This is a genomic window from Streptosporangium sp. NBC_01639 (genome assembly GCF_045209755.1).
Lineage (GTDB): Bacteria > Actinomycetota > Actinomycetes > Streptosporangiales > Streptosporangiaceae > Streptosporangium.
In genome coordinates this window covers 5,779,201-5,804,222 of record NZ_CP109272.1, presented here as the reverse complement: position 1 = coordinate 5,804,222, position 25,022 = coordinate 5,779,201, and the positions used below count along the sequence as shown (strand labels likewise).

Sequence of the window (25,022 nt, the reverse complement as noted above, 5' to 3'; positions counted from 1 at the left end):
CCGCTCCGACGGGGTTCACGCCGGGGCCGCAGGGCGGTTGGGCCGCAGGGTCCAGGCGACGGTCATCTCGGAGACCAGCGTGCCGTCGGCGGTCCTGATGGCGACGGCGACCTCGAACTCGGGGCGCTCCCCGGCGTCCAGCTTGGCCACGACCTCCGCGCGGGAGGCCTCCAGCCGGGCCTCGGCGACGACCTCGCCCATCGCGAGCTTCACGTAGCGGATCGCCGCACCGGCGGCCAGCGGGGTCGCCCGGGACAGCTGATCGCCGAAGGCCGACAGCATCGCGGCGCCCGAGGCGGACTCGGCGAGGCTGAACAGGGCCCCCGCGTGCGGGCCGCCCACGTGGTTGTGCAGGTCGGCGCGGTCGGGCATGCGCGCCACCGCGAACCCCGGCTCCACCTTGTCGAAGGAGATGTCCAGCGTCCGCGCGAAGGGAACGCTCTTCAGCATGAAGGCACCCACATCAAAAGTCATGCCCCGAATGCTACTCGCCAGTAACTACAGGGCGACAGGGGTTTTGCTCCCTATCCGGCCGGCTGATGTGACGCGACACAATTCCCCGGCTTGTTCCCCGCTCTCCTGTAACCCACCTCTGAGGCGATAGCGTTACCTCCCGTGACGGGTTACAACGACGACCTGCGTCTCGCGCACATCATGGCCGACGCCGCCGACGATCTGACCATGCGCCGGTTCAAGGCCGCCGACCTCCGGGTCGACACCAAACCGGACCTCACCCCGGTGAGCGACGCCGACCGAGCGGTCGAGGAGTCGATCCGGGGCACCCTCAGCCGGGCCCGCCCCCGGGACGCGGTGATCGGGGAGGAGTTCGGCAAGTCCGGCTACGGCGCGCGCTCGTGGGTGATCGACCCGATCGACGGCACCAAGAACTACGTACGCGGCGTCCCCGTCTGGGCCACACTCATCGCGCTGATGGACCAGGGCCGGGTCGTCGTCGGCCTGGTCTCGGCACCGGCGCTCGGCCGCCGCTGGTGGGCCGCCCGTGACACCGGCGCCTGGACCGGCAGGAGCCTGGCCAAGGCCACCCGATGCCAGGTCTCCTCCGTCAGCCGGCTGGAAGACGCCTCGTTCTCCTACTCCAGCTTCGGCGGCTGGGAAGAAGCCGGGAAGCTCGACGAGTTCCTCGACCTGAACCGGTCGGTCTGGCGCAGCCGCGCCTACGGCGACTTCTGGTCGCACATGCTGGTCGCCGAAGGCTCGGTCGACCTGTCGGCCGAGCCCGAGCTCTCCCCCTGGGACGTCGCGGCACTGACCGTGATCGTCGAGGAGGCGGGCGGCATCTGGACCGACCTGTCCGGGGTGCCCGACCTCGACGGGGGCAGCCTGGTGTGCACCAACGGCTCCCTGCACGGCGAGGTCCTCAAGCGGCTCGGCGGAGGCCCGCTCACCCTTCCGGTCTAGGACGTGTTCATACGGGTCCACGTCATGGCCGGAGGCCCACCGGGCGCCACCCCTATCGCGACCGCCCCGAAAGGTTCTTGACCCTCTCCTGAGCCGTCGTTCACTCCGTACGGACTCATGTCCGCCACAGGCTCCTGCCACCCGCGGCCGGCACCCCCCGCACGAACCCTCGTTCCCCTCGGCCTTCAGTGGGAGCCGCCTGCCGGAATCCCAAAACTCACCCAAGCCGATGCCACGACTCCGACCGTAGGCATTCATTTTCCGTTCACCTTCCCACCGGTTTTGAGTCATCTCGCCTCCCTAATGTCATGAACGTTGAAGGACTTAGTGGGAGGAACCCAACCGTGAAGTATGCAGGCCGGCTCGCCGCGGTCACCCTCGTCGGCGCGCTTTCGCTCGCTGCGTGCGGCACCGATGACAACAGCGCCACCACCGACGCCACCTCGGCCTCGGCTGCGGCGCCTTCCGCCGGATCGGACGCCGGTCTCAGCGGCACGATCAACGCTGCGGGCTCCTCGGCGCAGGCGAACGCCATCGACGAGTGGAAGAAGAGCTTTCAGCAGGCCAACTCGGGCGTGAGCGTCAACTACCAGCCCAGCGGTTCCGGCGCGGGTGTCCAGGCGTTCATCCAGGGAACGGTCGCCTTCGCGGGATCCGACTCGGCGCTCAAGGACGACAAGGGTGAGCCCGCCCAGGCGGACGCCCGTTGCAAGACCGGTAAGGCCATCAACATCCCGATGGTGACCGGCCCCGTGGCCGTCGTCTACAACCTCCCCGGCGTCGAGGGGCTGCAGCTCTCCCCCAAGACCATCGGCGGCATCTTCGACAGCAAGATCACCAAGTGGGACGACGCGGCCATCAAGGCCGACAACCCGGACGCCAAGCTCCCCTCGACCCCGATCCAGGCGTTCCACCGCTCGGACGAGTCAGGCACCAGCGACAACTTCACCAAGTTCCTGTCCAAGACCGCCGACTGGGCCTACGAGCCCGCCAAGGCATGGCCGGCCGAGGCCAAGGGCCAGGGCGCCAAGGGCTCCGACGGCATCGCGCAGTCCGTCAAGAGCGTCCCCGGCGCGATCAGCTACGTCGAGCTCTCCTACGCCGAGAACTCCAGCCTGACCAAGGCCAAGGTCGCCAACGGCTCCGGCGAGTTCGTGGAGCTGACCCCGGAGAGCGCGGCCAAGACGGTCGAGGCCGCCGAGGTCACGGGTCAGGGCAACGACCTCAAGCTGGACATCGACTACGCCACCAAGGCCGCCGGCGCCTACCCCATCGTCCTGGTGACCTACGAGATCACCTGCGAGAAAGGCCTGGCTCCCGCGGACGCCAAGCTGGTGAAGTCCTTCCTCACCTACACCGCCAGCGACGAAGGCCAGCAGGCGCTGACCGGCCTGGGCTACGCCCCGCTGCCGGCGACGGTGCTGGCCAAGGTCCGGACCGCCGTCGAAGCGATCTCCTGAATTCATGGTGACTCCCGTCCGTACCCGTGACGGCGGATCGGCTCTCAGCCGGTCCGCCTCTCGGCGCAGCCGAGGTGAAGTCCCCTTCCGCTACGCCTCCACAGCCGCCGGGATCCTCCTTTTGGCGATCATGGCGGCCATCGCGGTCTTCCTGGTCGTCGAAGCCGTCCCGGCCCTGCAGGCCAACAAGGGGAGCTTCTTCACCACCCGCACCTGGGAGCCGAACGGCAGCCAGGCCTTCGGCATCGGGGCCCTGGCGTTCGGCACTGTGATCAGTGCGCTCCTCGCGCTGATCATGGCGGTGCCGGTGGCCGTCGGGGTGGCGCTCTTCATCTCCCACTACGCGCCCCGGCGCCTGGCCGGAGTCCTGGGATACGTCATCGATCTGCTGGCCGCCGTCCCCAGCGTCGTCTACGGCCTGTGGGGTGTCGTCTTCCTCGTCCCGTTCATGCAGGGGCCTTCGGAGTTCCTCAACGAATACCTGGGCTTCATCCCCCTCTTCGGCGGGGACATCGTCACGGGCCGCTCCATGCTGACAGCCTCGATCGTGCTCGCGGTCATGATCCTGCCGATCATCGCGGCGATCTCCCGCGAAGTGTTCCTCCAGGTGCCCCGGGCACACGAGGAGGCGGCCCTGGCCCTCGGCGCGACCCGCTGGGAAGTGATCAGGACGGCGGTCCTGCCGTTCGGCCGTCCCGGCGTCATCAGCGCCTCCATGCTCGGCCTCGGCCGGGCCATGGGGGAGACCATCGCCGTCGCCCTCATCTTCCCGGCGACGTTCGGCATCAGCCTCCAGATCCTCACTCCCCAGGGCAACAGCATCGCCGCCAACATCGCCAACGGGTTCGGTGAGGCCACCCCCATCGGGCGCGGCGCACTGATCGCTTCGGGTCTCGTGCTGTTCATCATCACCCTGCTCGTGAACATGGGCGCCCGTCTCATCGTCGCCCGCCGCAAGGAGTTCTCCGGAGCCGCCGCATGACCGCGATCCAGCGCATCTCCACCGGCCGGCGGTTCAAGGACCGGCTCGTCCAGTCGCTCGTCTACCTGTCGTTCGCCATCGCCGTGGTGCCGCTGGTCGCGGTCCTCTGGATGGTGCTCAAGAACGGACTCGCGCGACTCGACCTGGAGTTTTTGACGCACTCCATGCGCAACGTCGGTGCCAGGGACGCGACCGGCGGCGCCTACCACGCCATTCTCGGCACCCTGGAGCAGGTCCTGCTGGCCTCGCTCATCTCGATCCCCATCGGTCTGCTCACCGCGATCTACCTCGTGGAGTACGGCCAGGGCGGTCGGCTGGGCCGCGCCATCAGCTTCTTCGTGGACGTTATGACCGGCATCCCCTCGGTCGTCGCCGGCCTGTTCGTCCTCGCCTTCTGGATCCTGGCGCTGGGCATGCCGTTCTCCGGTTTCGCCGGTGCCCTGGCGCTGTCGATCCTGATGATGCCGACGGTGGTCCGCTCCGCCGAGGAGATGCTCCGCCTGGTCCCGAACGACCTGCGGGAGGCCTCCTACGCGCTGGGCGTGCCGAAGTGGCGGACCATCACCAGGATCGTCCTGCCGACCTCCTTCACCGGCATCGCGACCGGCGTCATGCTCGCCATCGCGCGTGTCACCGGAGAGACGGCTCCGCTCCTGCTCACGGTCTTCTTCACCGACTCCATCAACAGCGACCCCTTCAACGGGCCGCAGATGGGGTTGCCGCTCTACGTCTTCGACCAGGCAGCCCGTCCGACGGACACCGCCATCGACCGCGCGTGGGCCGGAGCGCTCACGCTCATTCTGATCGTCATGCTGCTCAACCTGGCGGCGCGCCTCATCGGCTGGTGGCGCTCACCTGCCAGGAACCGATAGGAGGAATGTCGATATGAGCCAGCAGATCCAGGTCTCCGGCCTCGACGCGTACTACGGAAAACACAAGGCCATCGAGGACATCTCGATGACGATCGAGCCGCAGTCGATCACCGCCTTCATCGGTCCCTCCGGATGCGGTAAGTCGACCTTCCTCCGGACCCTGAACCGCATGCACGAGGTCATCCCCGGCGCACGCGTGGAGGGGAAGGTCCTGCTCGACGGCGAGGACCTGTACGCCGCCGACGTCGAGCCGGTGTCGGTACGCCGGATGATCGGCATGGTCTTCCAGCGCCCCAACCCGTTCCCCACGATGTCGATCTACGAGAACGTGGCGGCCGGCCTCCGCCTCAACGGCAGGCACTCCAAATCCACGGTCGACGGCATCGTCGAGGAGTCACTGAAGGGTTCCAACCTCTGGAACGAGGTCAAGGACCGTCTCAACAGGCCCGGTGCCGGCCTCTCCGGTGGCCAGCAGCAGCGTCTGTGCATCGCCAGGGCCATCGCGGTCAAGCCTGAGGTCCTCCTGATGGACGAGCCGTGCTCCGCCCTGGACCCCATCTCCACCCTGGCCATCGAGGATCTGATGGCCGAACTGAAGAGCCGGTTCACGATCATCATCGTGACGCACAACATGCAGCAGGCCGCGCGGGTGAGCGACCGCACCGCCTTCTTCAACCTGGCGGGACAGGGTCAGCCGGGCCGCGTCATCGAGATGGACGACACCTCGCGCATCTTCACCAACCCCAGCCAGCAGGCGACCGAGGACTACATCACCGGCCGCTTCGGATAAACCGACCGCATTGGAGGACCTGGGTGATCCAGCCGCAGTCGGCACCCGAGGTGAACGGGGACACTCGGACGGCGCCCCTGCTGCTGGTGGCCGACCCGGAGTCGCCCCTGGTCCAGGGCCTGGCCGACGCCCTCGAACGCGAGGGCGTCATGGTCATGGGCGTCACCGACGGCGCCCAGGCCCTGTTGCAGGCCGGAGCGCTCCGGCCTGACGTCGTGCTCGTCAGCGCCTCGCTGCCGGTCATCGGCGCGGTCGAGTTCATCCGAGCCGTACGGCTCACGCGGGCGGTCCCCGTCCTGCTCGGCGTGGGCGAGGGCCATGCCGAGCAGGCCGTCCAAGCACTCGCGGCCGGAGCCACCGCATGCGTGGCCCGGCCCTACCGGGTGCCCGAGCTCCTGCCGCTGATACACGCGGCGTTCTCCGACGAGGCCGGAATCCACCGGACACTTGTGGTCGGCAAGGTCGAGCTCGACGTGAACACCTACCAGGTGAGGGTCGCGGGTCATATCGTCCACCTGCCGCTGCGCGAGTTCGAACTGCTGCACTACCTGATGCGCAACGCCCACCGCACGGTCACCCGGGAGCAGATCATGCGGCATGTCTGGAACTCCACCGGCAGCACCTCGACCAACACGATCGCGGTGCACGTCAAGCGCCTGCGTGCCCGTCTCGGCGACAACGACGACCAGCTGATCCAGACCGTGCGCGGAGTGGGCTACCGGCTGGTCGACAAGACGTCCTGACCCGCCCGCCACGCTTCCGCCTGACCCGCCTGACCCGCCCGCCACGCTCTCCCGCCTGCTCCGGTGCCGCCGGAAACACCGGACTCCCACCCGACGCCGGCAATCGGGAACACCAGGCTTCCACCCGACGCCGGCAGTCAGCCCGGCGAGCGGGAACACCGGGCCCTAAGCGACGCCGGCGATCAGCCTGGCGATGCTCTCGTCGTCGCAGGTCGCCCAGAACCCCCCGACCACGTCTTCCAGATGCTCCAGCGACTCCGCCCTGAACAGGACGTTCTGGTATTTCGTGATGTCGTAGTGGGTCGTGCCCATGGCGGCGAGGTCCAGCGGCCGGATGTCCATGTGCCGGAACTCCTCGATCTCGCCGTAGGAGGACAGGATTCCCGCCCCGTACGCCCGCAGCTCATCCTGGTCGGTCATCACCCCGAACTCCAGCGTGAACCAGAAGACCTTCGAGACGAACTCCAGCGCCCGGTCACCTTCGACCCGCCGTGCTGCGTCCCCCGCCAGCCGGTAGAGCCGTGCGTACCGGTCGGAGGCGAGAGCGTTGGCGTGCCCGATCACCTCGTGGATCACGTCCGGCTCCGGCGTGTAGAGCGGCGTGGAGTGATGCCGGATGTACTGGGTGGAGTGGAAGAGGCCGTCCGCCAGCACTCCGTAGAAGTCCCGGAGAGGCACCAGCCCCGCGGCCGGAAGGTACCGGAACCCGGTCAGCGGCTGCAGCAGCTCGCCGACCTCCTGAAGCTGGGGGATCCGGTCGGCCGGCAGCCCCAGCCGTTCGGACGCGTCCAGATACTCCGCGGTCGCGTACTTGCGGTGCTTGATCGTCAGTTCACCGCTGACCAGGGCCCAGACCTCGTGTTCCTGACCGGTGTACTCAGCTGTGGGGATCGGGGTCCCGGGCACGTGCCCCACGGCGAGGGCGGCGATGTCGTTACGGCGGCGCCGGTAGACCGGATCGGCGAAGCCGGGGTGGCTCGTGGCCAGCTCGACCTCGACCGTGCCGTCGTCACGGGTCGCCACAGGTGCGAAGTACTGCGCTTCCTCGAACATGTATGAAATAACAGCAATTTCTGGAATCGTTGACAAGAGCGAGCAGTTCGACTGCGCGATCCGTGCACATTCGCACCGACAGCGCACCTACAGAGTGGTCATATCGCCTAATCTGATGCGGTGCCCATCGACGACCTGGACAGCCGACTCCTCCTGACCATGCGTGCTCACCCCCGCATCGGCCTCACCGAACTCGCCCGCCTGCTCGGTGTGGCCCGTGGCACCGTGCAGGCACGTGTGGAGAAGCTCACCGCGCGCGGCGTCATCGCCGACTTCGGCCCCACCGTCACCCCTGAGGGCATCGGTTACCCGATCCTGGCCTTCGTGTCCCTGCAGATCGCTCAGGGCCGTCTGGCCGAAGCCGTGCAGGCGCTCCAGGCCCTCCCTGAGATCCTGGAGGTGTACGGCACCAGCGGCCAGGCTGACCTGCTCTGCCGCGTGGTCGCTCGCAGCACACCGGAACTCCAGGAGATCATCACCCGTGTCCTGGCCTCGCCCGCGGTCCAGCGGACCGACACCACGATCGCCCTGTCGGTTCAGGTGCCCTTCCGTATCGAGCCTTTGCTGGATGCCGCCCCGGAGATCTGATCGACTTTCCCGGTCAGACGCACACGGCTTCCGCAGTTCCGAGTCCTGGACGATTTCCTGGGCAACGCGACCGACCTTCCGATCGCCGAGCACGCGACCGACAGTCCCGGCGCGACGTTGATCAAATTTTCGTTGTTCGACCTGGTCGGCAAGGCACTGACCGCTGCGGATGCGGGACCCGACCCGGGTCACCCTGGTGCGTGACGACACCCGACCGAGATCGCCGAGCGCCACCCGCAGGAGCATGCCGTAGGCGGCCGTCGTGGTCTCGGCATTGAACACGACGGTGCGCCCGCTCCTGGTGACGCCGGGCATGAGAGCGGCCAGATCAGCCGCGTGCGGCTGATGCACGTCGGCCTCGATACGGAGGCTGCGGTACCGGGGCCGGCGGGCTGGTGGCGTGCGACCGCATCGTCTGGGTGGCGTCGCGCTGCAGCTCTCGGCTCAGGCGCGCGGGCCGGCGCCGTGGAGCAGGGTGTCGATGATGCGGGCGGCGAGGGCGTCCGGGTCGGCGCCGTCCGCGTTGCCGTGCAGGGATTCCCCGATGAGCGCGTAGTAGACCCGGCGCACCCAGTCGAGGTCGGCTGCTTCGTCGATGAGCCTGTCGGCTTGGGCCCGCTTCAGCACGGCGGTGCAGCGGCGGGCGATGTCCTGCTGGAGGACGGCGGCCTCGCTGTCCGGGTCTGCCGGCAGCCCCAAGGCGAACGCCCAGGCGCTCTTGACCTGGAGCACGTTGGCGGTGATCCGGTGCATCGCCACCAGCGGTGGCGCGGTGTCCGGCCTGCCGTCGTCCACCGCCTGGGCGAGCTGGCGGGCTGCGGACGAGGCCAGCGCCTCGATCAACGCCTGTCGATTGGCGAACCGCCGGTGGATCGTCGTCCGGGCTACTCCCGCGGCTGCGGCGATCTGCTCCATGGATGCGCCGGGCTCTTCGGCGAGCACCTGCTCGGCCGCCTCCAGGATCGCGCGCACGCTGCGCTCCGCGTCCGCCCGCAATGACCGTGCCGCTGTCTCGCGCATCATGCCTCCCATTAGGCCAGTTATCCAGGTACACAATACATACTTGATGCGACCTCAGCTACATCTGCATCATGACTGTTGCGTTTTCTTGAATTACTAGTACGCTCTCCTCTCAGTTGCCATCGACTGAAGGAGAAAACTCGTGCACAGCACTGCCCTTATCACCGGAGCGTCGTCGGGCCTCGGCGCGGAGTTCGCCGCGCAACTCGCCGCTCACGGGCACGATGTGATCCTGGTGGCGCGGTCCGGCGACCGGCTTGCCACCCTCGCCGAGCGCCTTATCGCCGAGCACGGCGTCCGCGCCCATGTCCTGGTCCAGGACCTCGCCGAGCCGGACGCGGCCCGCCGCATCGCCGACCAGCTGGCCGCCCGCGGTCTGAGCGTCGATTTGCTGGTCAACAACGCCGGCTTCGGTACCTGCGGCCGCTTCGAGGAGATATCCGGGGCCCGCGACCACGACCAGCTGATGGTCAATGTCGTCGCGCTCGTCGACCTCACCCATGAACTGCTGCCCGGCATGCTGGAGCGCGGCCGCGGCTCGGTTGTCAACGTCGCTTCCAACGCCGCCTTCCAGCCTTCCCCGTACTTCGCCGTCTACGGTGCGGCCAAGGCCTTCGTGCTGAACTTCGGCCTCGCCCTGCGTCAGGAGTACCGCCGGCGCGGCATCCGCGTGCTCACCCTGTGCCCCGGCCCGGTCGAGACCGCCTTCTTCGACACCATCGGCACCCGCCGGGCGGCCGTCACCGGCTCCATGACCACTCCGGAGCCCGTCGTACGCGCCGCTCTGCGCGCGCTGGAGCGCGACCGCGGCTACATCGCCCCTGGACTCGGCAACGCCCTGACTGCACACCTGACCCCGCGCCGCCCCCGCACCCTGGTCGCCGCCATTGCCGAACGCATCACCCGCAAGGTCCTGGCCCCCTCGACGTTGCGGGAGCACGCCGCATGAGATCCTCCTCCGCCCCCGTCGGCGCGGCCTCGGCGATGCTGCTCGTCGGCACCTCGACTGCGGTCTCCGCCACCATCGCCGACTACCCGGTCTTCGCTGGACAGGCCCTGCGCTATGCGCTTGCCGCGGCGATCCTGCTCGCCGTCGTACGCCACCAGCGCCTGCCCCGCGTCCGTCTGACGCCACGTGACATCCTGCTCCTGATCGCGCTGGCCGCCACCGGCCTGGCCGGGTTCAACCTCTTCCTCGTCGAAGCCACCCGGCATGCCGGCCCCGCCATGATCGGCACCGTGATCGGAGCCGTCCCCCTCGTCCTCGCCCTCGTCGGGCCATTGATGGAACGCCGACGCCCTGCCCCCCGCACCGTCGGCGCCGCGCTCGTGGTCGCACTCGGCGCAGCTGTCGCCGCCGGCCTCGGCTCGGGTAGCCTGCCGGGCCTCCTGCTGTCCCTGGGCGCACTCGCCGGCGAGGTCGCCTTCTCCCTGCTCGCCATCCCCCTCTTGCCCAAACTCGGCCCCTTGAGGGTCGCCGCCTACCCCGCTGCTCTGTCCGTACCCATGCTGCTGGCCGCGGGCCTCGTCATGGACGGCACGGCATCCCTGCGGCTGCCCACACCCAGCGAAGCAGCCGCCTTCGGCTACCTCGGTGCGATCGTCACCGCAGCCGCCTTCTTCCTCTGGTACGACGCACTGCGCCGCCTCGGCGCCGACCGTGCGGGCCTCTTCGCCGGCCTCGTACCGGTAGGCGCACTGCTCACCACCATCGCACTCGGCCTCGGCCAGGCAGGCCCCGCCGACGTCACCGGTGCCCTGCTCGTCGCAGCAGGCGTCGTCGTCGGCCTGCGACAGCCCAGCCGCGGCAGCCGCGGACCACACCATCCCCAAGGTGCAATCGGTGAGCCGACAGCTGGTGGGTCACAGCGGCCACCACAGAATGCCTGATGTACGACCCAGATACGTGTCCAAGGAGCCCCACCGGTTGCACCCACCGGCATACCCGGCGGATCACAAGGTGGTCCGGCAGGCTCTGGCCTCGGCCGAGCGCTTCGCCACCGATTTCACCGAAGCTTTCAATGCGGCCCGACCTGGCACGGCAGACCTTCGGTGAACGAAGGTGGGGGGCGTGGCCCTCATCGGCCTGGTCCGGGTAAGCACCGACGAGCAGAACACCCGGTGGCAGCACGACGCCCTGGATTCGATCTGCCGGAAGGTCTTCGAGGAGAAGATCAGCGGCAAGCCGGCCGTCGACGACCGGCCCGGTCTGACCTCCGCCCTGGACTACCTGCGCATCGGCGACATGCTCTCCGTCCAGGAGGTCGACAGGCCAAGAGCCGCCACCAGCACCTGCCCAGCCTCGGCCGTTACGTGCGCCTGGGCGAGGAGACCTCCGCCAGCGTCCGCCGCTCCGCGGCGGACGCTGCGGCCTTGGCCGTGTCCGAACTCCGGCCTCTCATCGCTCACGGTCCACACCGTAAGCGAATCGCGACCCTAGCCATAAGGTCCGGAGTCATCGCAGGTCAGAGGCTAATTCGTTGGAAATTTCTTCGTCGCTACCGGGACCTCAGCACCTGGCGAAGTCGGCAGTGCCTCAACCCGCTTAACTTCACAGAACCCAAATTAACTTCACAGAGCTCAAATCAGCCAATGATTCTCGGCACCCGGGGACGAAGGTTCTCGAGCAGGAGAAACCCCGGGGAACGTGGCCGGCTCAGGAACGTGGCCGGGCCGGTAAACGTGACCGGGCCGGGGGAATGTGACGGGGCCCGGGGAAAACAGAAAAGGCCACCCCAACCGGGATGGCCTCAACTGCGACAAAAAATTGTCCGGCGGCGACCTACTCTCCCACACCGTCCCCGGTGCAGTACCATCGGCGCTGAAGAGCTTAACTTCCGGGTTCGGAATGTAACCGGGTGTTTCCCCTTCGCCATAACCGCCGTAACCCTATGAAACTGTCAAACACGAGAACGTGTCTGCTGTCTCAGAATTACATAGTGGACGCGAGCAAGAATGCTTTGTGGTCAAGTCCTCGGCCTATTAGTACCGGTCAGCTCCACACGTTACCGTGCTTCCACCTCCGGCCTATCAACCCAATCGTCTATTGGGAGCCTTACCCCCTCACAGGGTGGGAGACCTCATCTCAAGGCGAGCTTCCCGCTTAGATGCTTTCAGCGGTTATCCCTTCCGAACGTAGCCAACCAGCCGTGCTCCTGGCGGAACAACTGGCACACCAGAGGTTCGTCCGTCCCGGTCCTCTCGTACTAGGGACAGCTCCTTTCAAGTCTCCTGCGCGCGCAGCGGATAGGGACCGAACTGTCTCGCGACGTTCTAAACCCAGCTCGCGTACCGCTTTAATGGGCGAACAGCCCAACCCTTGGGACCTACTCCAGCCCCAGGATGCGACGAGCCGACATCGAGGTGCCAAACCATCCCGTCGATATGGACTCTTGGGGAAGATCAGCCTGTTATCCCCGGGGTACCTTTTAGCCGTTGAGCGACGGCGCTTCCACAAGCCACCGCCGGATCACTAGTCCCAGCTTTCGCTCCTGCTCGACCCGTCGGTCTCACAGTCAAGCTCCCTTGTGCACTTACACTCGACACCTGATTACCAACCAGGCTGAGGGAACCTTTGGGCGCCTCCGTTACTCTTTAGGAGGCAACCGCCCCAGTTAAACTACCCACCAGACACTGTCCCTGATCCGGATCACGGACCGAAGTTAGACGTTCAAAACGACCAGAGTGGTATTTCACCAATGACTCCACCACCACTAGCGTGACAGCTTCACCGTCTCCCACCTATCCTACACAAGACGTTCCAAACGCCAATGTCAAGCTATAGTGAAGGTCCCGGGGTCTTTCCGTCCTGCTGCGCGTAACGAGCATCTTTACTCGTAGTGCAATTTCGCCGGGTCTGCGGTTGAGACAGCGGGGAAGTCGTTACGCCATTCGTGCAGGTCGGAACTTACCCGACAAGGAATTTCGCTACCTTAGGATGGTTATAGTTACCACCGCCGTTTACTGGCGCTTAAGTTCTCAGCTTCGCCACACACGTGCGACTAACCGGTCCCCTTAACGTTCCAGCACCGGGCAGGCGTCAGTCCGTATACATCGTCTTACGACTTCGCACGGACCTGTGTTTTTAGTAAACAGTCGCTTCCCCCTGGCCTCTGCGACCCCCACCAGCTCACAGAGCAAGTCTGATCACCAGCGAAGGCCCCCTTCTCCCGAAGTTACGGGGGCAATTTGCCGAGTTCCTTAACCACAGTTCACCCGATCGCCTTAGTATTCTCTACCTGACCACCTGAGTCGGTTTGGGGTACGGGCCGCCACGGCACTCACTAGAGGCTTTTCTCGGCAGCATAGGATCACCCACTTCGCCACAATCGGCTCGGCATCACGTCTCAGGCTCAATGCGCCGCGGATTTACCTACGACACGCCCTACACGCTTACCCCAGGACTACCATCGCCTGGGCTGGACTACCTTCCTGCGTCACCCCATCGCTTACCTACTACCAGATCAGGCCAGGCGTTCACCCTCACCCCAAGCCCGAAGGCTTTAGGGGGGTTAAGGACCCTTAGTATCACTGGATTCAGTATTGGCGCACCATAGCGGGTACGGGAATATCAACCCGTTGTCCATCGACTACGCCTGTCGGCCTCGCCTTAGGTCCCGACTTACCCTGGGCGGATTAGCCTGGCCCAGGAACCCTTGGTCATCCGGCGCAGAAGTTTCTCACTTCTGATTCGCTACTCATGCCTGCATTCTCACTCGCACAGCCTCCACAACTAGATCACTCTGCTGCTTCGCCGGCTGCACGACGCTCCCCTACCCATCCACACACCTAGACAGACAAGCTGCCAAGCTAACGTGTGAATGCCACGACTTCGGCGGTGTACTTGAGCCCCGCTACATTGTCGGCGCGGAATCACTTGACCAGTGAGCTATTACGCACTCTTTCAAGGGTGGCTGCTTCTAAGCCAACCTCCTGGTTGTCACTGCGACTCCACATCCTTTCCCACTTAGCACACGCTTAGGGGCCTTAGTCGGTGGTCTGGGCTGTTTCCCTCTCGACTACGGAGCTTATCCCCCGCAGTCTCACTGCTACGCTCTCACTTACCGGCATTCGGAGTTTGGCTGACGTCAGTAACCTTGTCGGGCCCATTAGCCATCCAGTGCTCTACCTCCGGCAAGAAACACGTAACGCTGCACCTAAATGCATTTCGGGGAGAACCAGCTATCACGGAGTTTGATTGGCCTTTCACCCCTAAACACAGGTCATCCCCCAGGTTTTCAACCCTGGTGGGTTCGGTCCTCCACGCGGTCTTACCCGCGCTTCAACCTGCCCATGCCTAGATCACTCCGCTTCGGGTCTACAGCATGCGACTAACAACGCCCTATTCAGACTCGCTTTCGCTACGGCTACCCCACACGGGTTAACCTCGCCACACACCATAACTCGCAGGCTCATTCTTCAAAAGGCACGCAGTCACATCACAGACATCCGAAAACGTCTACGCTCCTACGGCTTGTAGGCACACGGTTTCAGGTACTATTTCACGACCCCTCACCGGGGCGCTTTTCACCTTTCCCTCACGGTACTTGTTCACTATCGGTCATCAGGGAGTATTTAGGCTTACCAGGTGGTCCTGGCAGATTCACACAGGATTTCTCGGGCCCCGTGCTACTTGGGATCCCCTCAAACAGTCGACAAGATTTCGCCTACCCGGCTCTCACGGTCTACGGCGCAACTTCCCAGAAACTTCGACTATCCCATCGATTTCTCACTGTCTACAGTCTCGGCAGAAACCATCAGAGGGTCCCACAACCCCGCACACGCAACGCCTGCCGGCTATCACACGCATACGGTTTAGCCTCTTCCGCTTTCGCTCACCACTACTCACGGAATCACTAATTTGTTTTCTCTTCCTACGGGTACTGAGATGTTTCACTTCCCCGCGTTACCACCAACCGCCCTATACATTCAGGCGGAGGCAACACCACATGACTGGTGCTAGGTTTCCCCATTCGGACATCCCCGGATCAAAGTCAGGTTGGCGACTCCCCGGGGCTTAACGCAGCCTCCCACGTCCTTCATCGGCTCCTGATGCCAAGGCATCCACCGTGTGCCCTAAAAAACTTGGCCACAAAGATGCTCGCGTCCACTATGCAAATCTCAAACAACAAACAGCAACCACACCCACCCCACCACCAACACCCGGCACCACAGCCGAGGAAAACCCTCAACCCTGGCCAAGCTGGTATGACAGGAGGCTGGTCCCGCACGAGGTCAAACAGACAGCAAGCCCGCCACAGCGGGCCCACCAATGTCCGTTTCCTCAGGACCCAACAGTGTGTCCGAACCCATCCGCGCCCCCCAGCCGGCGTTCCCACTCCCGTCCCCCGCGAAGGGTTCAGGCGGTACCAACCGACCCGGGCAGACCCAGATCATCCGATTAACCAGTGCTCCACTAATGAGCGCGCCGAGCGTGAGACATTCGCCCACGGACACGGCTGGACCACGAACCACCAGGTGGCCGCAGTCGATGCTCCTTAGAAAGGAGGTGATCCAGCCGCACCTTCCGGTACGGCTACCTTGTTACGACTTCGTCCCAATCGCCAGCCCCACCTTCGACCGCTCCCCCCAGCAAGCTGGTTGGGCCACGGGCTTCGGGTGTTGCCGACTTTCGTGACGTGACGGGCGGTGTGTACAAGGCCCGGGAACGTATTCACCGCAGCGTTGCTGATCTGCGATTACTAGCGACTCCGACTTCATGGGGTCGAGTTGCAGACCCCAATCCGAACTGAGACCGGCTTTTTGGGATTCGCTCCACCTTACGGTATCGCAGCCCTCTGTACCGGCCATTGTAGCATGTTTGCAGCCCAAGACATAAGGGGCATGATGACTTGACGTCATCCCCACCTTCCTCCGAGTTGACCCCGGCAGTCTCCAATGAGTCCCCACCACCCCGAAGAGCGTGCTGGCAACATTGAACAAGGGTTGCGCTCGTTGCGGGACTTAACCCAACATCTCACGACACGAGCTGACGACAGCCATGCACCACCTGTCACCCGATCCGAAGAGGCACCCATCTCTGAGTGTTTCCGGGCGATGTCAAGCCTTGGTAAGGTTCTTCGCGTTGCGTCGAATTAAGCAACATGCTCCGCCGCTTGTGCGGGCCCCCGTCAATTCCTTTGAGTTTTAGCCTTGCGGCCGTACTCCCCAGGCGGGGCGCTTAATGCGTTAGCTACGGCGCGGAAACCGTGGAAGGTCCCCACACCTAGCGCCCAACGTTTACAGCGTGGACTACCAGGGTATCTAATCCTGTTCGCTCCCCACGCTTTCGCTCCTCAGCGTCAGGTAAGGCCCAGAGAACCGCCTTCGCCACCGGTGTTCCTCCTGATATCTGCGCATTTCACCGCTACACCAGGAATTCCGTTCTCCCCTACCTACCTCTAGCCAGCCCGTATCGAATGCAGACCTGGAGTTAAGCCCCAAGCTTTCACACCCGACGTGACAAGCCACCTACGAGCTCTTTACGCCCAATAATTCCGGACAACGCTTGCGCCCTACGTATTACCGCGGCTGCTGGCACGTAGTTAGCCGGCGCTTCTTCTGCAGGTACACGTCAACTTCGTCCCTGCTGAAAGAGGTTTACAACCCGAAGGCCGTCATCCCCCACGCGGCGTCGCTGCGTCAGGCTTTCGCCCATTGCGCAATATTCCCCACTGCTGCCTCCCGTAGGAGTCTGGGCCGTGTCTCAGTCCCAGTGTGGCCGGTCGCCCTCTCAGGCCGGCTACCCGTCGTCGCCTTGGTAGGCCGTTACCCCACCAACAAGCTGATAGGCCGCGAGTCCATCCCCAACCGAAAAACTTTCCACCACCATCCCATGCGAGAAGTGGTCGTATCCGGTATTAGACCCAGTTTCCCGGGCTTATCCCAGAGTCAGGGGCAGGTTACTCACGTGTTACTCACCCGTTCGCCGCTCGAGTACCCCGAAGGGCCTTTCCGCTCGACTTGCATGTGTTAAGCACGCCGCCAGCGTTCGTCCTGAGCCAGGATCAAACTCTCCAAACAATGTTTGAGAAGTTCTCCCGGCTGAAAGCACCCGGCACCGAATGCCGGATGTTCAACCAAAGGAATCCGTCCTCCCACCAGAAGATGGGTGGGACGGGAGTTGTGCTTCATGCACTGGCTTTTAACACACTGTTGAGTTCTCAAGAAACGGACGCGTTCTCCGTCGCCGTGATCATGCGATCCGGCTTCAGGGCGTTCCATTCCGTGTCTCCATCCTAGCAGATCCGCCCGGTTCGTGTCAACTTGTCGCTTTCGCTAGAGTCGATCCGAACCCGCCGGATCCGTGAGGATCTCGACCTGCCCCGTTTCCGGAGCAACCCTTCTAACTTACTCCAACATCCCGTTCGTGTCCAATCGTACGGACGCGCCCGAATTGCCAGGTTTGGCTAAGAGGGGGTTGCTGGGCAGTTCGCCAACCTGGAAACCTTCTGGCTTCCGGGGCTTGTTGCTCGTTGCCCTGCAGGAAGAACAGTATCAGGACTCTCGTGTCACAGAGACAACTTGCCAACCATTCCCGAGCCTCACGCGTCCCAAACCGGACGGCGCAAGCAGCCATCAAGCCATCCGCAATCAGCTTTGGATACGAAGTAGGCACGAGGGTCAGGATCCTGACTCCACCGTGGAGGTGAGCAACCATGACCCGTTCGGAGTTCGACGACATCCGCGCGCACATTGACGCGGAGGCCGATCATCCCGGCGACCTGCTCAGGGTCGCCAGGGCTCTGCTGAGCGACCTTGAGGACGCACGGATGCGCGAGGCGACGCTCCGTTCTTACTACCTGCGACTTCTTACCGCGGCGCGGGCGACGGCCGCTGCCGAGGTGGCCGGCTATCCCGAGCCGCTCACCTTCCTCACCGATGAGCTCGCCAAGCGCGGCCAGCTCCCGGCGACCGAGGACGAGGTGAGCAGGATCCTGGCCGACGCACGGACCGCGGCCGCATTGCTGGCTCATCTGGAGGAGGCCCCGGCTGCGATCACCGGGACCGGGCCCCGCACCCGCAGGTGCGCGGGCACGAGCCGCAGCCTCCCCCGGTAGGACATTCCGCACCGGCACCGGGTCCAAGGCCACGGCGCGACACCTCCGGTCCGGTTCCTGATGGGGGGAAACAGGTCAGGAACCGGTCCGGAAGGCGTTCAGCTCGTCGGCGACCTGCTGACACGGCACACCGAGATCGAACTGGCTCAGGAGAAAAAGCGCCTCACCGGTGTCGATCTCCAGAACTCCGGTCCGTGAGGCGAATCGGGTCCGCGTGTCCACCCGGATCCGCTCGACGTCGCTCCACGGCACCCGTTCGGAACCGGCGAAACCCTTGACCACGACCAGCCCCGCACCGTCGGCGCTGAGCCGTACCGGAGCGAGGATGTCGCGCAGGGCCAGGCCGGCCAGCATCGCTGTCGCAGCACCCGCCAGGACCGTCCCACGCGGGTCACCGATGCTCACCACGGTCGCCACCGCGAAGACGACTGCTGCCGCGACCTTCAGGACGAGGAGATCGCGGCGCACACGCCAGCGCAGGACGGGCCCGGAGATGTCATCCACAGATGGCACGCTAACCGCTCCGCCGTGATGCGGGTACGGCGGAGCCGTGGTCCGGTCCCGATACGGCACGGGGCACGGGCGATCCGAGCGGCCCCGGACTTGGGAGATCGTCACCATGCACAAGCCGGCCTCGTAAATGTCGAAGGCCCGGATCTCTGAGAGATCCGGGCCTTCGGTTTTGGTAGCGGGGACAGGATTTGAACCTGCGACCTCTGGGTTATGAGCCCAGCGAGCTACCGAACTGCTCCACCCCGCGTCGGTGTGTGTCTGAAGACTACCCGGCTTTGGCGATGAAGAGCAAATTGATTGCGCGCCACAGAAAATGCGGATCAACGCAGAAGGCCCGGATCTCTGAGAGATCCGGGCCTTCGGTTTTGGTAGCGGGGACAGGATTTGAACCTGCGACCTCTGGGTTATGAGCCCAGCGAGCTACCGAACTGCTCCACCCCGCGTCGGTGTGTGTCTGAAGACTACCCGGCTTTGGCGGTGAAGGCGAATCAAATGGCTCGTTGGGCCTGTGAACTCCTTATGGAGTCGGTGACGGGGTCGGTGTCGCCGACGGGGTGGGACTGCCGGTGGGGGCCGGAGTAGGTGACTCCGAGGGAGCCGGGGTGGCCGTGGCCGTGGCTGTCGGGGCCGTGACCCCCTTCAGCTTCTCTAGCGCCTTCTGCAGCTCCTTCTGGGCGTCGCCGTACTCGGTCCAGTTGGGCGGGTTGGCCGTCAGTGCCTTCTGCGCCTTGTCGTACGCCTGCTGCGCCTCGGTGATCGCCTGGTTCAGCGCGGTACTGGGCTGGGCGGGCGTGTTCGGCTTGGTGACATCCGGCTTCGCCTGCTCGGTGCTCTCCCCGAAGACCTGTTTCAGGGCGGTGTCCAGCGTGTCGGCGGAGCCGACCTTGTCACCGTAGGAGACCAGGACCCGGCGGAGGATCGGATACGGCTCCTGGCCGGAGGCCGCGGCGATCTCCACGTAGACCGGTTCGACGTAGACCAGCCCGTTGGCGAACGGCAGAGTCAGCAGATTCCCGTAGCGGACCTTCGCCTGACCGAGGCCGAGCAGGTTGAGCTCACCGGAGAACTTGTTCTGGAAGTTGTTCTGCACCTGGCCGGGACCGGGGATCGTGGTGTTGGAGGGCATCCGCAGGATGCGGAGCTTTCCGTAGTCCGCCCCCGGGGTGGCGTCCACGGCCATGAACGCCGCCAGGTTGGGACCTTGGCGTGGCACGAACGTGGTGGTCAGCGAGAACGTCGGAGCCGTCGTGTCGGGCATCTTGACCGACAGGTAGTACGGCGGCTGCTTGACGTCACGTTCGCCCGACGACGGGTCGTTCGGGACGTTCCAGAAGTCCTGACCGCTGTAGAACGCGTTCGGATCCTCGATGTGGTAGCGGGACAGCACGTCGCGCTGGACCTTGAACAGCGCCTCCGGATAGCGCAGGTGCTGCTTGAGGCCGGCGTCCATCTCGCTCTGCGGCTTGATGATGCCGGGGAAGGCCTTGCGCCAGGTCTGCAGGATCGGGTCCTGCTCGTCCCAGGCGTAAAGACTGACGGTGCCGTCGTAGGCGTCGACCGTGGCCTTGACCGAGTTGCGCATGTAGTTGATCTGGTCACGCGGCTGCTGCACCACCAGGCGCGGGTCTGTGACGGTGTCCCGCGTCATCGCCTCCAGGCTCCGGCTGTCGGAGTAGGGGTAGGCGTTGGAGGTGGTGTAGGCGTCGGCGATCCAGACCACCCTGCCGTTGACGATGGCCGGGTAGGGGTTGTCGTCCAGGCTCAGGAACGGCGCGACCTTGGCGATGCGATCCAGCGGGTTGCGCTCATAGAGGATCTTCGACTTGTCGTTGATGTCACTCGACAGCAGCAGGTTCTTCTCACCGTACTTGGCCGCGTAGAGAACGCGGTTGAGGAACGAGCCGACCGGGACGCCGCCCTTGCCGGTGTAGGTGGTGTTCTGCTGGCCGGTGCCGCCGCTCTCCGGAAAGTCGAGCTCCTGATTCCTGTCACCGCCCACCACGACGTACTCGGGCGCGCCCGGAGACTCGCCGAAGTAGATCCGCGACTCCTTCAGCCCGGTCCGCTGCACCAGGGGGCCGGTCACCGGCATGTCCTTGGCGTCGAAGTTGGGCAGGCCCTGCGAGTCGACCTCGTTACCCGGTGCGGCCACGAAACCGTAACCGTGGGTGTAGACCAGGTGCCGGTTGATCCAGTTGTCCTGCTCGCGCGGCGGGCCGGTGAGCTCTCGCACGGCCACCACGGTGTCACGCAGCCTGCCCGAGTCGTCCGGGTAGCGGTCGACGTCGAGCGGGTCGTGGAAGTCGTAGTAGCCGCGAATACGCTGCTTCTGCTGGTAGGTCTTGGCGACCAGGTTGGGGTCGAGCAGCCGCACGCCCGAGATCGAACTGTCGGCGGTGACGTTGACCTTGCTGGCGTCACCCTGCGCCGTGTAGTCGATGACCTCGGACTTGTCGACGCCGTAGGCCTTTCTGGTGGCGTCGATGTTGCGCTTGATGTATGCCTGCTCCTTGCCCTGCTGGTTCGGCTTGACCTGGAACTGCTCGACCAGCGCCGGGTAGACCCCGCCGATCAGGATGGCTGAGAGCACCAGCAGGCCGAAGGAGACGCCGGGCAGCATGCCGCCGGGCCGTACGACTCCGGCGAAGAAGAGAGCGGCGCAGATCAGGGCGATGATCGCCAGGATCGTCTTGGCGGGCAGCACCGCGTTGACGTCGGTGTAGGAGGCGCCGAACGCGAACCCCCGGTCGGAGAAGACCAGGCCGTAGCGGTCGATCCAGTAGGCGACCGCCTTGAGCAGCACGAAGACGCCGAGCAGCACCGACAGGTGGACACGCGCGGCCCGGGAGGCGTGCACTCCCGGTGACTGGAGCCGGAAACCGCCGTACAGGTAGTGCACGAGCGCCGCCAGGATGGCCGACAGCACCACCGCGGTGAACAGGAAGTTCAGCACCATCCGCAGGAACGGGTAGGTGAACATGAAGAACGACACGTCCATGCCGAACAGCGCGTCGTTCTCCTTGAACGGCGTGGCGTTGACGAACTCCAGCCAGGTCTTCCACTGGCCGGAGAACGACGATCCCGCGAAGAGGGCGAGAACGGCGACGCCGATCAGGAAGAGTAGCTTGCGGTGCGGGTCGAGGGCCATCCGGTAGCGGTCGGCGCCGCTCGCGCCGCCGAACATGCCCGGCCCGAACATCGGCCGCGTCCGGTAGGCGAGCAGCATATTGCCGCCCACCAGGCCGACCATCAGCACGGCTCCCACGATGAAGAGCAGGATCTGCGTGACGATCACACCGGAGAAGACGGTCGTGTAGTCCACCGATTCGTACCAGAGGTAGTCGGTGAAGATGCCGGCGAAAAGGAAGAACAGCACAACGATCGCGACGATGGCGATCGCGACGGGAAGTAGCAGTCGTGGCCGGCGGGGCAAGCGCATTGCCCTACCGGCTCCGGGGGTCCGGAAGCTCAAGGCCAACCCCTTGTCGTAAGAGCACGGTCCGTGATTGGAAACCTACACCGGCAGGGGTTGGGTCGCGCTCAGCCACTTGGCCACGGTCCGGCCACAACCCCCAAGGGTCTCGTATCCACCAGAGTCAACGCGCGAGACACCGGATCCGTGCCCGGCGCGCGATCCGTGTTCCGGCTCGGCGGTCGCCCGCCCCGTCAGCCGGCCGAACAGCCCGGCGCGGTGCCGGAACCGGTGCGGACCACGTCGATCGCCTGTACGGCGTCGTGGAGGGTCTTCACCTTGATCAGCTTCAGCCCGTCGGGGGTCGCCCTGGCCGCCTCGGCGCAGTTGTCGGCCGGGGTGAGGAAGACCGTCGCCCCGGCTTTGCGGGCGCCGACCATCTTCTGCTGGATACCGCCGATCGGGCCGACCTCGCCCTCCGCCGTGATCGTCCCGGTCCCGGCGATCGCCTTGCCTCCGGTCATCGGGCCCGGGGTGAGCTTGTCCATGATGCCGAGGGAGAACATCATCCCCGCGCTCGGGCCGCCGACGTCACCGACGTTGATCTTCACCTTGAACGGGAACCTGTACTTGATCTGCATGGTGATGCCCACGATGGGCGTGCCGTCCTCGGCCGCCCTGGTCGGCACGGTCAGGGTGGTGCTCTGGCCGGCCCGCTTGACGGCGAAGGTGACCTTCTGGCCTGCCTTGTGCTTGCGGACGGCGCTGGAGACGGTCTCACGATCGATCACGCGCACCCCGTCGATCGAGACGATCTCGTCGCCGGCCCTGAACTTTCCGTCGGCCGGGAAGCCCTTCTGGACGGAGGCGACGCTCACGACGGCGGTGTAGGGGATCTTCAGCTCGGAGAGCGCGGCCGCGGTCGCGTCATCCTGGGAGTTGGTCATCTCCTGGATGTTCTGCTGATCGACCTCTTCCGCCGTACTCGTCGGCGGGAAGATCGTCTCTTCGGGCACGACGGCGACGGTCGGGTCGACCCAGCCCCTGAGCGCGCTGAACAGATCGATCCTGTTGCCCGGCCCACCCTGGTAGGCCACGGTCACGAGGCTGAGCTTGCCCGAGGTGGGGTAGGTCTCGCGCCCCTCGATGCTGATCACCGGCTCGCCCTTGACGTCTCCGATGGTGTTCTCGGTCGGCCCCGGGCTCAGGACGACGTACGGCACGGGCAGCACGGCGCCGACGACGCCGAGCAGGAGCGTGAGGAAGCCGGCCACCATCAGGGTCAGCGCTCGTCGGGACATGGGGGCAGCCTATGCCGTGTGGCCGGTCATGGAGATGCACGTACGCGCCGTCATGTTCCGAATCGTACGACTTGCGACTGAGCTCACTCGCAAGCCCCGACCCATTCGGCCGAACCATCCGCGAAATGCTGGTTCTTCCAGATCGGCACCTCGCTCTTGAGGTCGTCGATCAGCCGCCGGGAGGCTTCGAAGGCCTCGCCCCGATGAGGACTGGCGACCGCCACGATGACCGCGATGTCACCGAGTTCGAGGTCTCCGACCCGGTGCACGGCGGCCAGTGCGGTCACCGGGAAGTCCGCGGTGATCTTCTCGGCGACCCGGCGCAGCTCCTTCTCGGCGCCCGGATGGGCCGAGTAGGACAGCCGGGTGACGGGCTTGCCGTGGTCCTGGTCCCGCACGGTGCCGATGAAGATCGTCGTACCGCCCGCGGCATGGTCGCCGACGGCGTCGAGCACCTCGTCGACGGAGAGTGCGCTGTCGCGGATACCGAGCAACCGGATGACGTCCACGCCAGAAAGCGTACAGCCCTGGATACCGGGCCTTTCGCCCTCCACCGCGCACCGGCGGGGACCGCTCCGGAAGTCGGACCGCGGCCGGGTCCGTCCCGCCGGCACGTACTGTCTCCCCGGGAGAACGGTCTCCCGGGGACGGCGCGGCCCCGGAGCCTCACACCCGTCGTTTCTTGCGGGCGACGCGGACGATCGCGGCGGTGCCGAGGACCGCGACGGTCGCGCCGGCCGCGGTGATCGTCGCCTCCTTGCCGGACAGCCGGCGGCCGACGACCGTGTGCCTGCCCGCGCGCAGTTCCAGGAGCTGCTTGAACGCGGCCTCGTTGCTCCACAACGGCTTCCATCCGGCCTCGCGCAGCGCGGCGCAGTCGACCACCCACGGGTAGACGACGTAGTGCAGGTCGGTGGCCGGGGCCGGGGTGACGCCCAGCCGGTGCAGGCGCTGGGCGGTGCCGAAGGTCAGCCCGGCGGGCAGCTCGAACCGGCGCAGCCCGGAGAGCTCCTCCACCTGGTCCTGCTCCAGCCAGCCGTCGCTCCCGACGGCCACCACCCCGGAGACGGTGCCGAGCGCGGCCATCTCCAACGCCGAGACCAGGTCGTCCACATGGCAGAACTGCCAGCGGGGGCTGCAGCTCTTGACGCTGAGCAGCCTGGGCGACTCGAAGTGACGGGTGATCACGCTGTCCACGCCGGGGCCGACCACGGCGGCGGGGCGGACCACGGTCACCTCGAGGCCGGGATGGCTGCGCAGCGAACGCCGGACCAGCGCCTCGATCTCAAGGTGGTCACCGACCATTCCGGTGTCGGGTTCGGCGGCCACCGGAGAGTCCTCGGGCAGCGGAACGGCGTTGTCGGGCGCCGCGCCGTACACCATGGCGCTGGTGACCAGCACGACGCGGCGGACCCGGGCGGCGGCACTGGCGGTGAGCACCGTCTGGGCCGCGCGCAGGTTGTAGGCGCGCCGCTCTGCGGGGTCGGCGTCGAGTGTGTAGTCACCTCCCAGGTGAACGAGGACATCGATGTCGGAGATCCGGTTCGCCAAGAGCGGATCTCGGACATCGAGAACCCTCCAAGTGACGTCGGGCACATCGCCGCGCTGATCGTCGATGGCCACGACTCTGCGGAAAGCCGCAGACGAGGCGACTTTCACGAGGAATGCACGGCCGATACCCGAGGCCGCGCCGGTGACGGCGACGACCGGGGGCCGGAGGCGTTTCGAGGTAGGCACCAGGTCCTCACTTTGCACTGACCCGCCATGCGACGGATAACGTGGCGGATGTGGACTCCTCCATCCTGCACGA

19 protein-coding genes, 2 tRNA genes and 3 rRNA genes are annotated in these 25,022 nt (G+C 65.5%); 11 read left to right on the top strand and 13 right to left on the bottom strand.

The window, feature by feature from the left end; translation table 11 throughout:
* Positions 1–15 precede the first annotated feature (15 nt).
* Complete coding sequence (locus tag OHA77_RS26600) at positions 16–474, bottom strand: DUF4442 domain-containing protein (protein ID WP_406312170.1); 459 nt, start codon at positions 472–474, stop codon at positions 16–18.
* A 141-nt stretch (positions 475–615) separates the two neighbouring features.
* On the opposite strand from OHA77_RS26600, the gene hisN reads away from it, so the two are divergent.
* The 6 genes from hisN to OHA77_RS26570 all read left to right on the top strand — a co-directional run bounded on the left by hisN (position 616) and on the right by OHA77_RS26570 (position 6,266).
* Positions 616–1,419: a histidinol-phosphatase gene (hisN, locus tag OHA77_RS26595; protein WP_406312169.1), complete on the top strand. Its 804-nt coding sequence runs from the start codon at positions 616–618 to the stop codon at positions 1,417–1,419.
* Positions 1,420–1,763: 344 nt separating this feature from the next.
* Positions 1,764–2,879, top strand: a complete 1,116-nt coding sequence (gene pstS, locus OHA77_RS26590; RefSeq protein WP_326825484.1) for a phosphate ABC transporter substrate-binding protein PstS — start codon at positions 1,764–1,766, stop codon at positions 2,877–2,879.
* 4 nt (positions 2,880–2,883) lie between these two features.
* Positions 2,884–3,861 carry a phosphate ABC transporter permease subunit PstC gene (pstC, locus tag OHA77_RS26585; protein ID WP_406312168.1) on the top strand — a complete coding sequence of 326 codons (978 nt, stop codon included), beginning with the start codon at positions 2,884–2,886 and terminating at the stop codon, positions 3,859–3,861.
* Positions 3,858–4,733 (top strand): phosphate ABC transporter permease PstA, encoded by an 876-nt coding sequence (pstA, locus tag OHA77_RS26580; protein ID WP_406312167.1) that lies wholly within the window; start codon positions 3,858–3,860, stop codon positions 4,731–4,733. Before pstC ends, pstA begins: the two co-directional genes overlap by 4 nt.
* 13 nt (positions 4,734–4,746) lie before the next feature.
* Positions 4,747–5,523, top strand: a complete 777-nt coding sequence (gene pstB / locus OHA77_RS26575) for a phosphate ABC transporter ATP-binding protein PstB (RefSeq protein ID WP_326825487.1) — start codon at positions 4,747–4,749, stop codon at positions 5,521–5,523.
* Between the two features lie 23 nt (positions 5,524–5,546).
* Positions 5,547–6,266 (top strand): response regulator transcription factor, encoded by a 720-nt coding sequence (locus OHA77_RS26570; RefSeq protein WP_326825488.1) that lies wholly within the window; start codon positions 5,547–5,549, stop codon positions 6,264–6,266.
* 165 nt (positions 6,267–6,431) lie between these two features.
* Here the strand turns inward: OHA77_RS26570 and OHA77_RS26565 are convergent, their stop codons facing one another.
* A complete protein-coding gene (locus OHA77_RS26565) occupies positions 6,432–7,319 on the bottom strand; it encodes a phenylalanine 4-monooxygenase (protein ID WP_406312166.1) in 888 nt (295 codons plus the stop codon).
* Between the two features lie 120 nt (positions 7,320–7,439).
* Between OHA77_RS26565 and OHA77_RS26560 the strand changes: the two genes are divergently transcribed.
* Positions 7,440–7,907 (top strand): Lrp/AsnC family transcriptional regulator, encoded by a 468-nt coding sequence (locus OHA77_RS26560; protein WP_406312165.1) that lies wholly within the window; start codon positions 7,440–7,442, stop codon positions 7,905–7,907.
* Between the two features lie 444 nt (positions 7,908–8,351).
* Here the strand turns inward: OHA77_RS26560 and OHA77_RS26555 are convergent, their stop codons facing one another.
* Positions 8,352–8,930 (bottom strand): TetR/AcrR family transcriptional regulator, encoded by a 579-nt coding sequence (locus tag OHA77_RS26555; RefSeq protein WP_406312164.1) that lies wholly within the window; start codon positions 8,928–8,930, stop codon positions 8,352–8,354.
* A 139-nt stretch (positions 8,931–9,069) separates the two neighbouring features.
* On the opposite strand from OHA77_RS26555, the gene OHA77_RS26550 reads away from it, so the two are divergent.
* From OHA77_RS26550 to OHA77_RS26540, 3 genes are all read left to right on the top strand, one after another.
* Positions 9,070–9,876 (top strand): SDR family NAD(P)-dependent oxidoreductase, encoded by an 807-nt coding sequence (locus tag OHA77_RS26550; RefSeq protein WP_406312163.1) that lies wholly within the window; start codon positions 9,070–9,072, stop codon positions 9,874–9,876.
* Positions 9,873–10,817 (top strand): DMT family transporter, encoded by a 945-nt coding sequence (locus OHA77_RS26545; RefSeq protein WP_406312162.1) that lies wholly within the window; start codon positions 9,873–9,875, stop codon positions 10,815–10,817. Before OHA77_RS26550 ends, OHA77_RS26545 begins: the two co-directional genes overlap by 4 nt.
* Positions 10,818–10,998: 181 nt before the next feature.
* The gene (locus OHA77_RS26540) at positions 10,999–11,367 is read left to right on the top strand and encodes a recombinase family protein (RefSeq protein ID WP_406312161.1); all 369 of its coding nucleotides are present in this window, start codon (positions 10,999–11,001) and stop codon (positions 11,365–11,367) included.
* Positions 11,368–11,696: 329 nt separating this feature from the next.
* Here OHA77_RS26540 and rrf read toward each other — a convergent pair.
* From rrf to OHA77_RS26525, 3 genes are all read right to left on the bottom strand, one after another.
* Positions 11,697–11,813, bottom strand: a 5S ribosomal RNA gene (rrf, locus tag OHA77_RS26535).
* A 76-nt stretch (positions 11,814–11,889) separates the two neighbouring features.
* Positions 11,890–15,017, bottom strand: a 23S ribosomal RNA gene (locus OHA77_RS26530).
* A 411-nt stretch (positions 15,018–15,428) separates the two neighbouring features.
* Positions 15,429–16,949 (bottom strand): 16S ribosomal RNA (locus OHA77_RS26525).
* The 16S, 23S and 5S rRNA genes sit together here, the layout of an rRNA operon.
* 635 nt (positions 16,950–17,584) lie before the next feature.
* Between OHA77_RS26525 and OHA77_RS26520 the strand changes: the two genes are divergently transcribed.
* Entirely contained in the window at positions 17,585–17,986 is a 402-nt protein-coding gene (locus OHA77_RS26520; RefSeq protein ID WP_406312160.1) for a hypothetical protein, read from the top strand.
* A 75-nt stretch (positions 17,987–18,061) separates the two neighbouring features.
* Here OHA77_RS26520 and OHA77_RS26515 read toward each other — a convergent pair whose 3' ends face one another.
* The 7 genes from OHA77_RS26515 to OHA77_RS26485 all read right to left on the bottom strand — a co-directional run bounded on the left by OHA77_RS26515 (position 18,062) and on the right by OHA77_RS26485 (position 24,952).
* Positions 18,062–18,490 carry a PH domain-containing protein gene (locus OHA77_RS26515; RefSeq protein ID WP_406312159.1) on the bottom strand — a complete coding sequence of 143 codons (429 nt, stop codon included), beginning with the start codon at positions 18,488–18,490 and terminating at the stop codon, positions 18,062–18,064.
* Positions 18,491–18,669: 179 nt separating this feature from the next.
* Positions 18,670–18,746 (bottom strand) — tRNA-Met (locus tag OHA77_RS26510).
* 119 nt (positions 18,747–18,865) lie between these two features.
* Positions 18,866–18,942, bottom strand: a tRNA-Met gene (locus OHA77_RS26505).
* Between the two features lie 74 nt (positions 18,943–19,016).
* Positions 19,017–21,938, bottom strand: a complete 2,922-nt coding sequence (locus OHA77_RS26500; RefSeq protein ID WP_406312158.1) for a UPF0182 family protein — start codon at positions 21,936–21,938, stop codon at positions 19,017–19,019.
* Positions 21,939–22,165: 227 nt separating this feature from the next.
* On the bottom strand, positions 22,166–23,212 hold the full coding sequence (locus OHA77_RS26495; RefSeq protein ID WP_326825507.1) for a PDZ domain-containing protein: 1,047 nt from the start codon (positions 23,210–23,212) through the stop codon (positions 22,166–22,168).
* Between the two features lie 83 nt (positions 23,213–23,295).
* Positions 23,296–23,721 (bottom strand): molybdenum cofactor biosynthesis protein MoaE, encoded by a 426-nt coding sequence (locus OHA77_RS26490; RefSeq protein ID WP_406312157.1) that lies wholly within the window; start codon positions 23,719–23,721, stop codon positions 23,296–23,298.
* A gap of 157 nt (positions 23,722–23,878) precedes the next feature.
* Positions 23,879–24,952, bottom strand: coding sequence for an NAD-dependent epimerase/dehydratase family protein (locus tag OHA77_RS26485; protein WP_406319876.1), 1,074 nt, complete (start codon positions 24,950–24,952; stop codon positions 23,879–23,881).
* Positions 24,953–25,022: the final 70 nt, after the last annotated feature.

What these genes read in the sequence shown, in the direction of transcription:
- OHA77_RS26565 (WP_406312166.1), bottom strand. Translation starts at nt 7,319, where the DNA reads ATGTTCGAGGAAGCGCAGTACTTCGCACCTGTGGCGACCCGTGACGAC.
- OHA77_RS26555 (WP_406312164.1), bottom strand. Translation starts at nt 8,930, where the DNA reads ATGATGCGCGAGACAGCGGCACGGTCATTGCGGGCGGACGCGGAGCGC.
- OHA77_RS26600 (WP_406312170.1), bottom strand. Translation starts at nt 474, where the DNA reads ATGACTTTTGATGTGGGTGCCTTCATGCTGAAGAGCGTTCCCTTCGCG.
- OHA77_RS26495 (WP_326825507.1), bottom strand. Translation starts at nt 23,212, where the DNA reads ATGTCCCGACGAGCGCTGACCCTGATGGTGGCCGGCTTCCTCACGCTC.
- pstC (WP_406312168.1), top strand. Translation starts at nt 2,884, where the DNA reads ATGGTGACTCCCGTCCGTACCCGTGACGGCGGATCGGCTCTCAGCCGG.
- pstB (WP_326825487.1), top strand. Translation starts at nt 4,747, where the DNA reads ATGAGCCAGCAGATCCAGGTCTCCGGCCTCGACGCGTACTACGGAAAA.
- OHA77_RS26520 (WP_406312160.1), top strand. Translation starts at nt 17,585, where the DNA reads ATGACCCGTTCGGAGTTCGACGACATCCGCGCGCACATTGACGCGGAG.
- OHA77_RS26545 (WP_406312162.1), top strand. Translation starts at nt 9,873, where the DNA reads ATGAGATCCTCCTCCGCCCCCGTCGGCGCGGCCTCGGCGATGCTGCTC.
- OHA77_RS26500 (WP_406312158.1), bottom strand. Translation starts at nt 21,938, where the DNA reads ATGCGCTTGCCCCGCCGGCCACGACTGCTACTTCCCGTCGCGATCGCC.
- pstA (WP_406312167.1), top strand. Translation starts at nt 3,858, where the DNA reads ATGACCGCGATCCAGCGCATCTCCACCGGCCGGCGGTTCAAGGACCGG.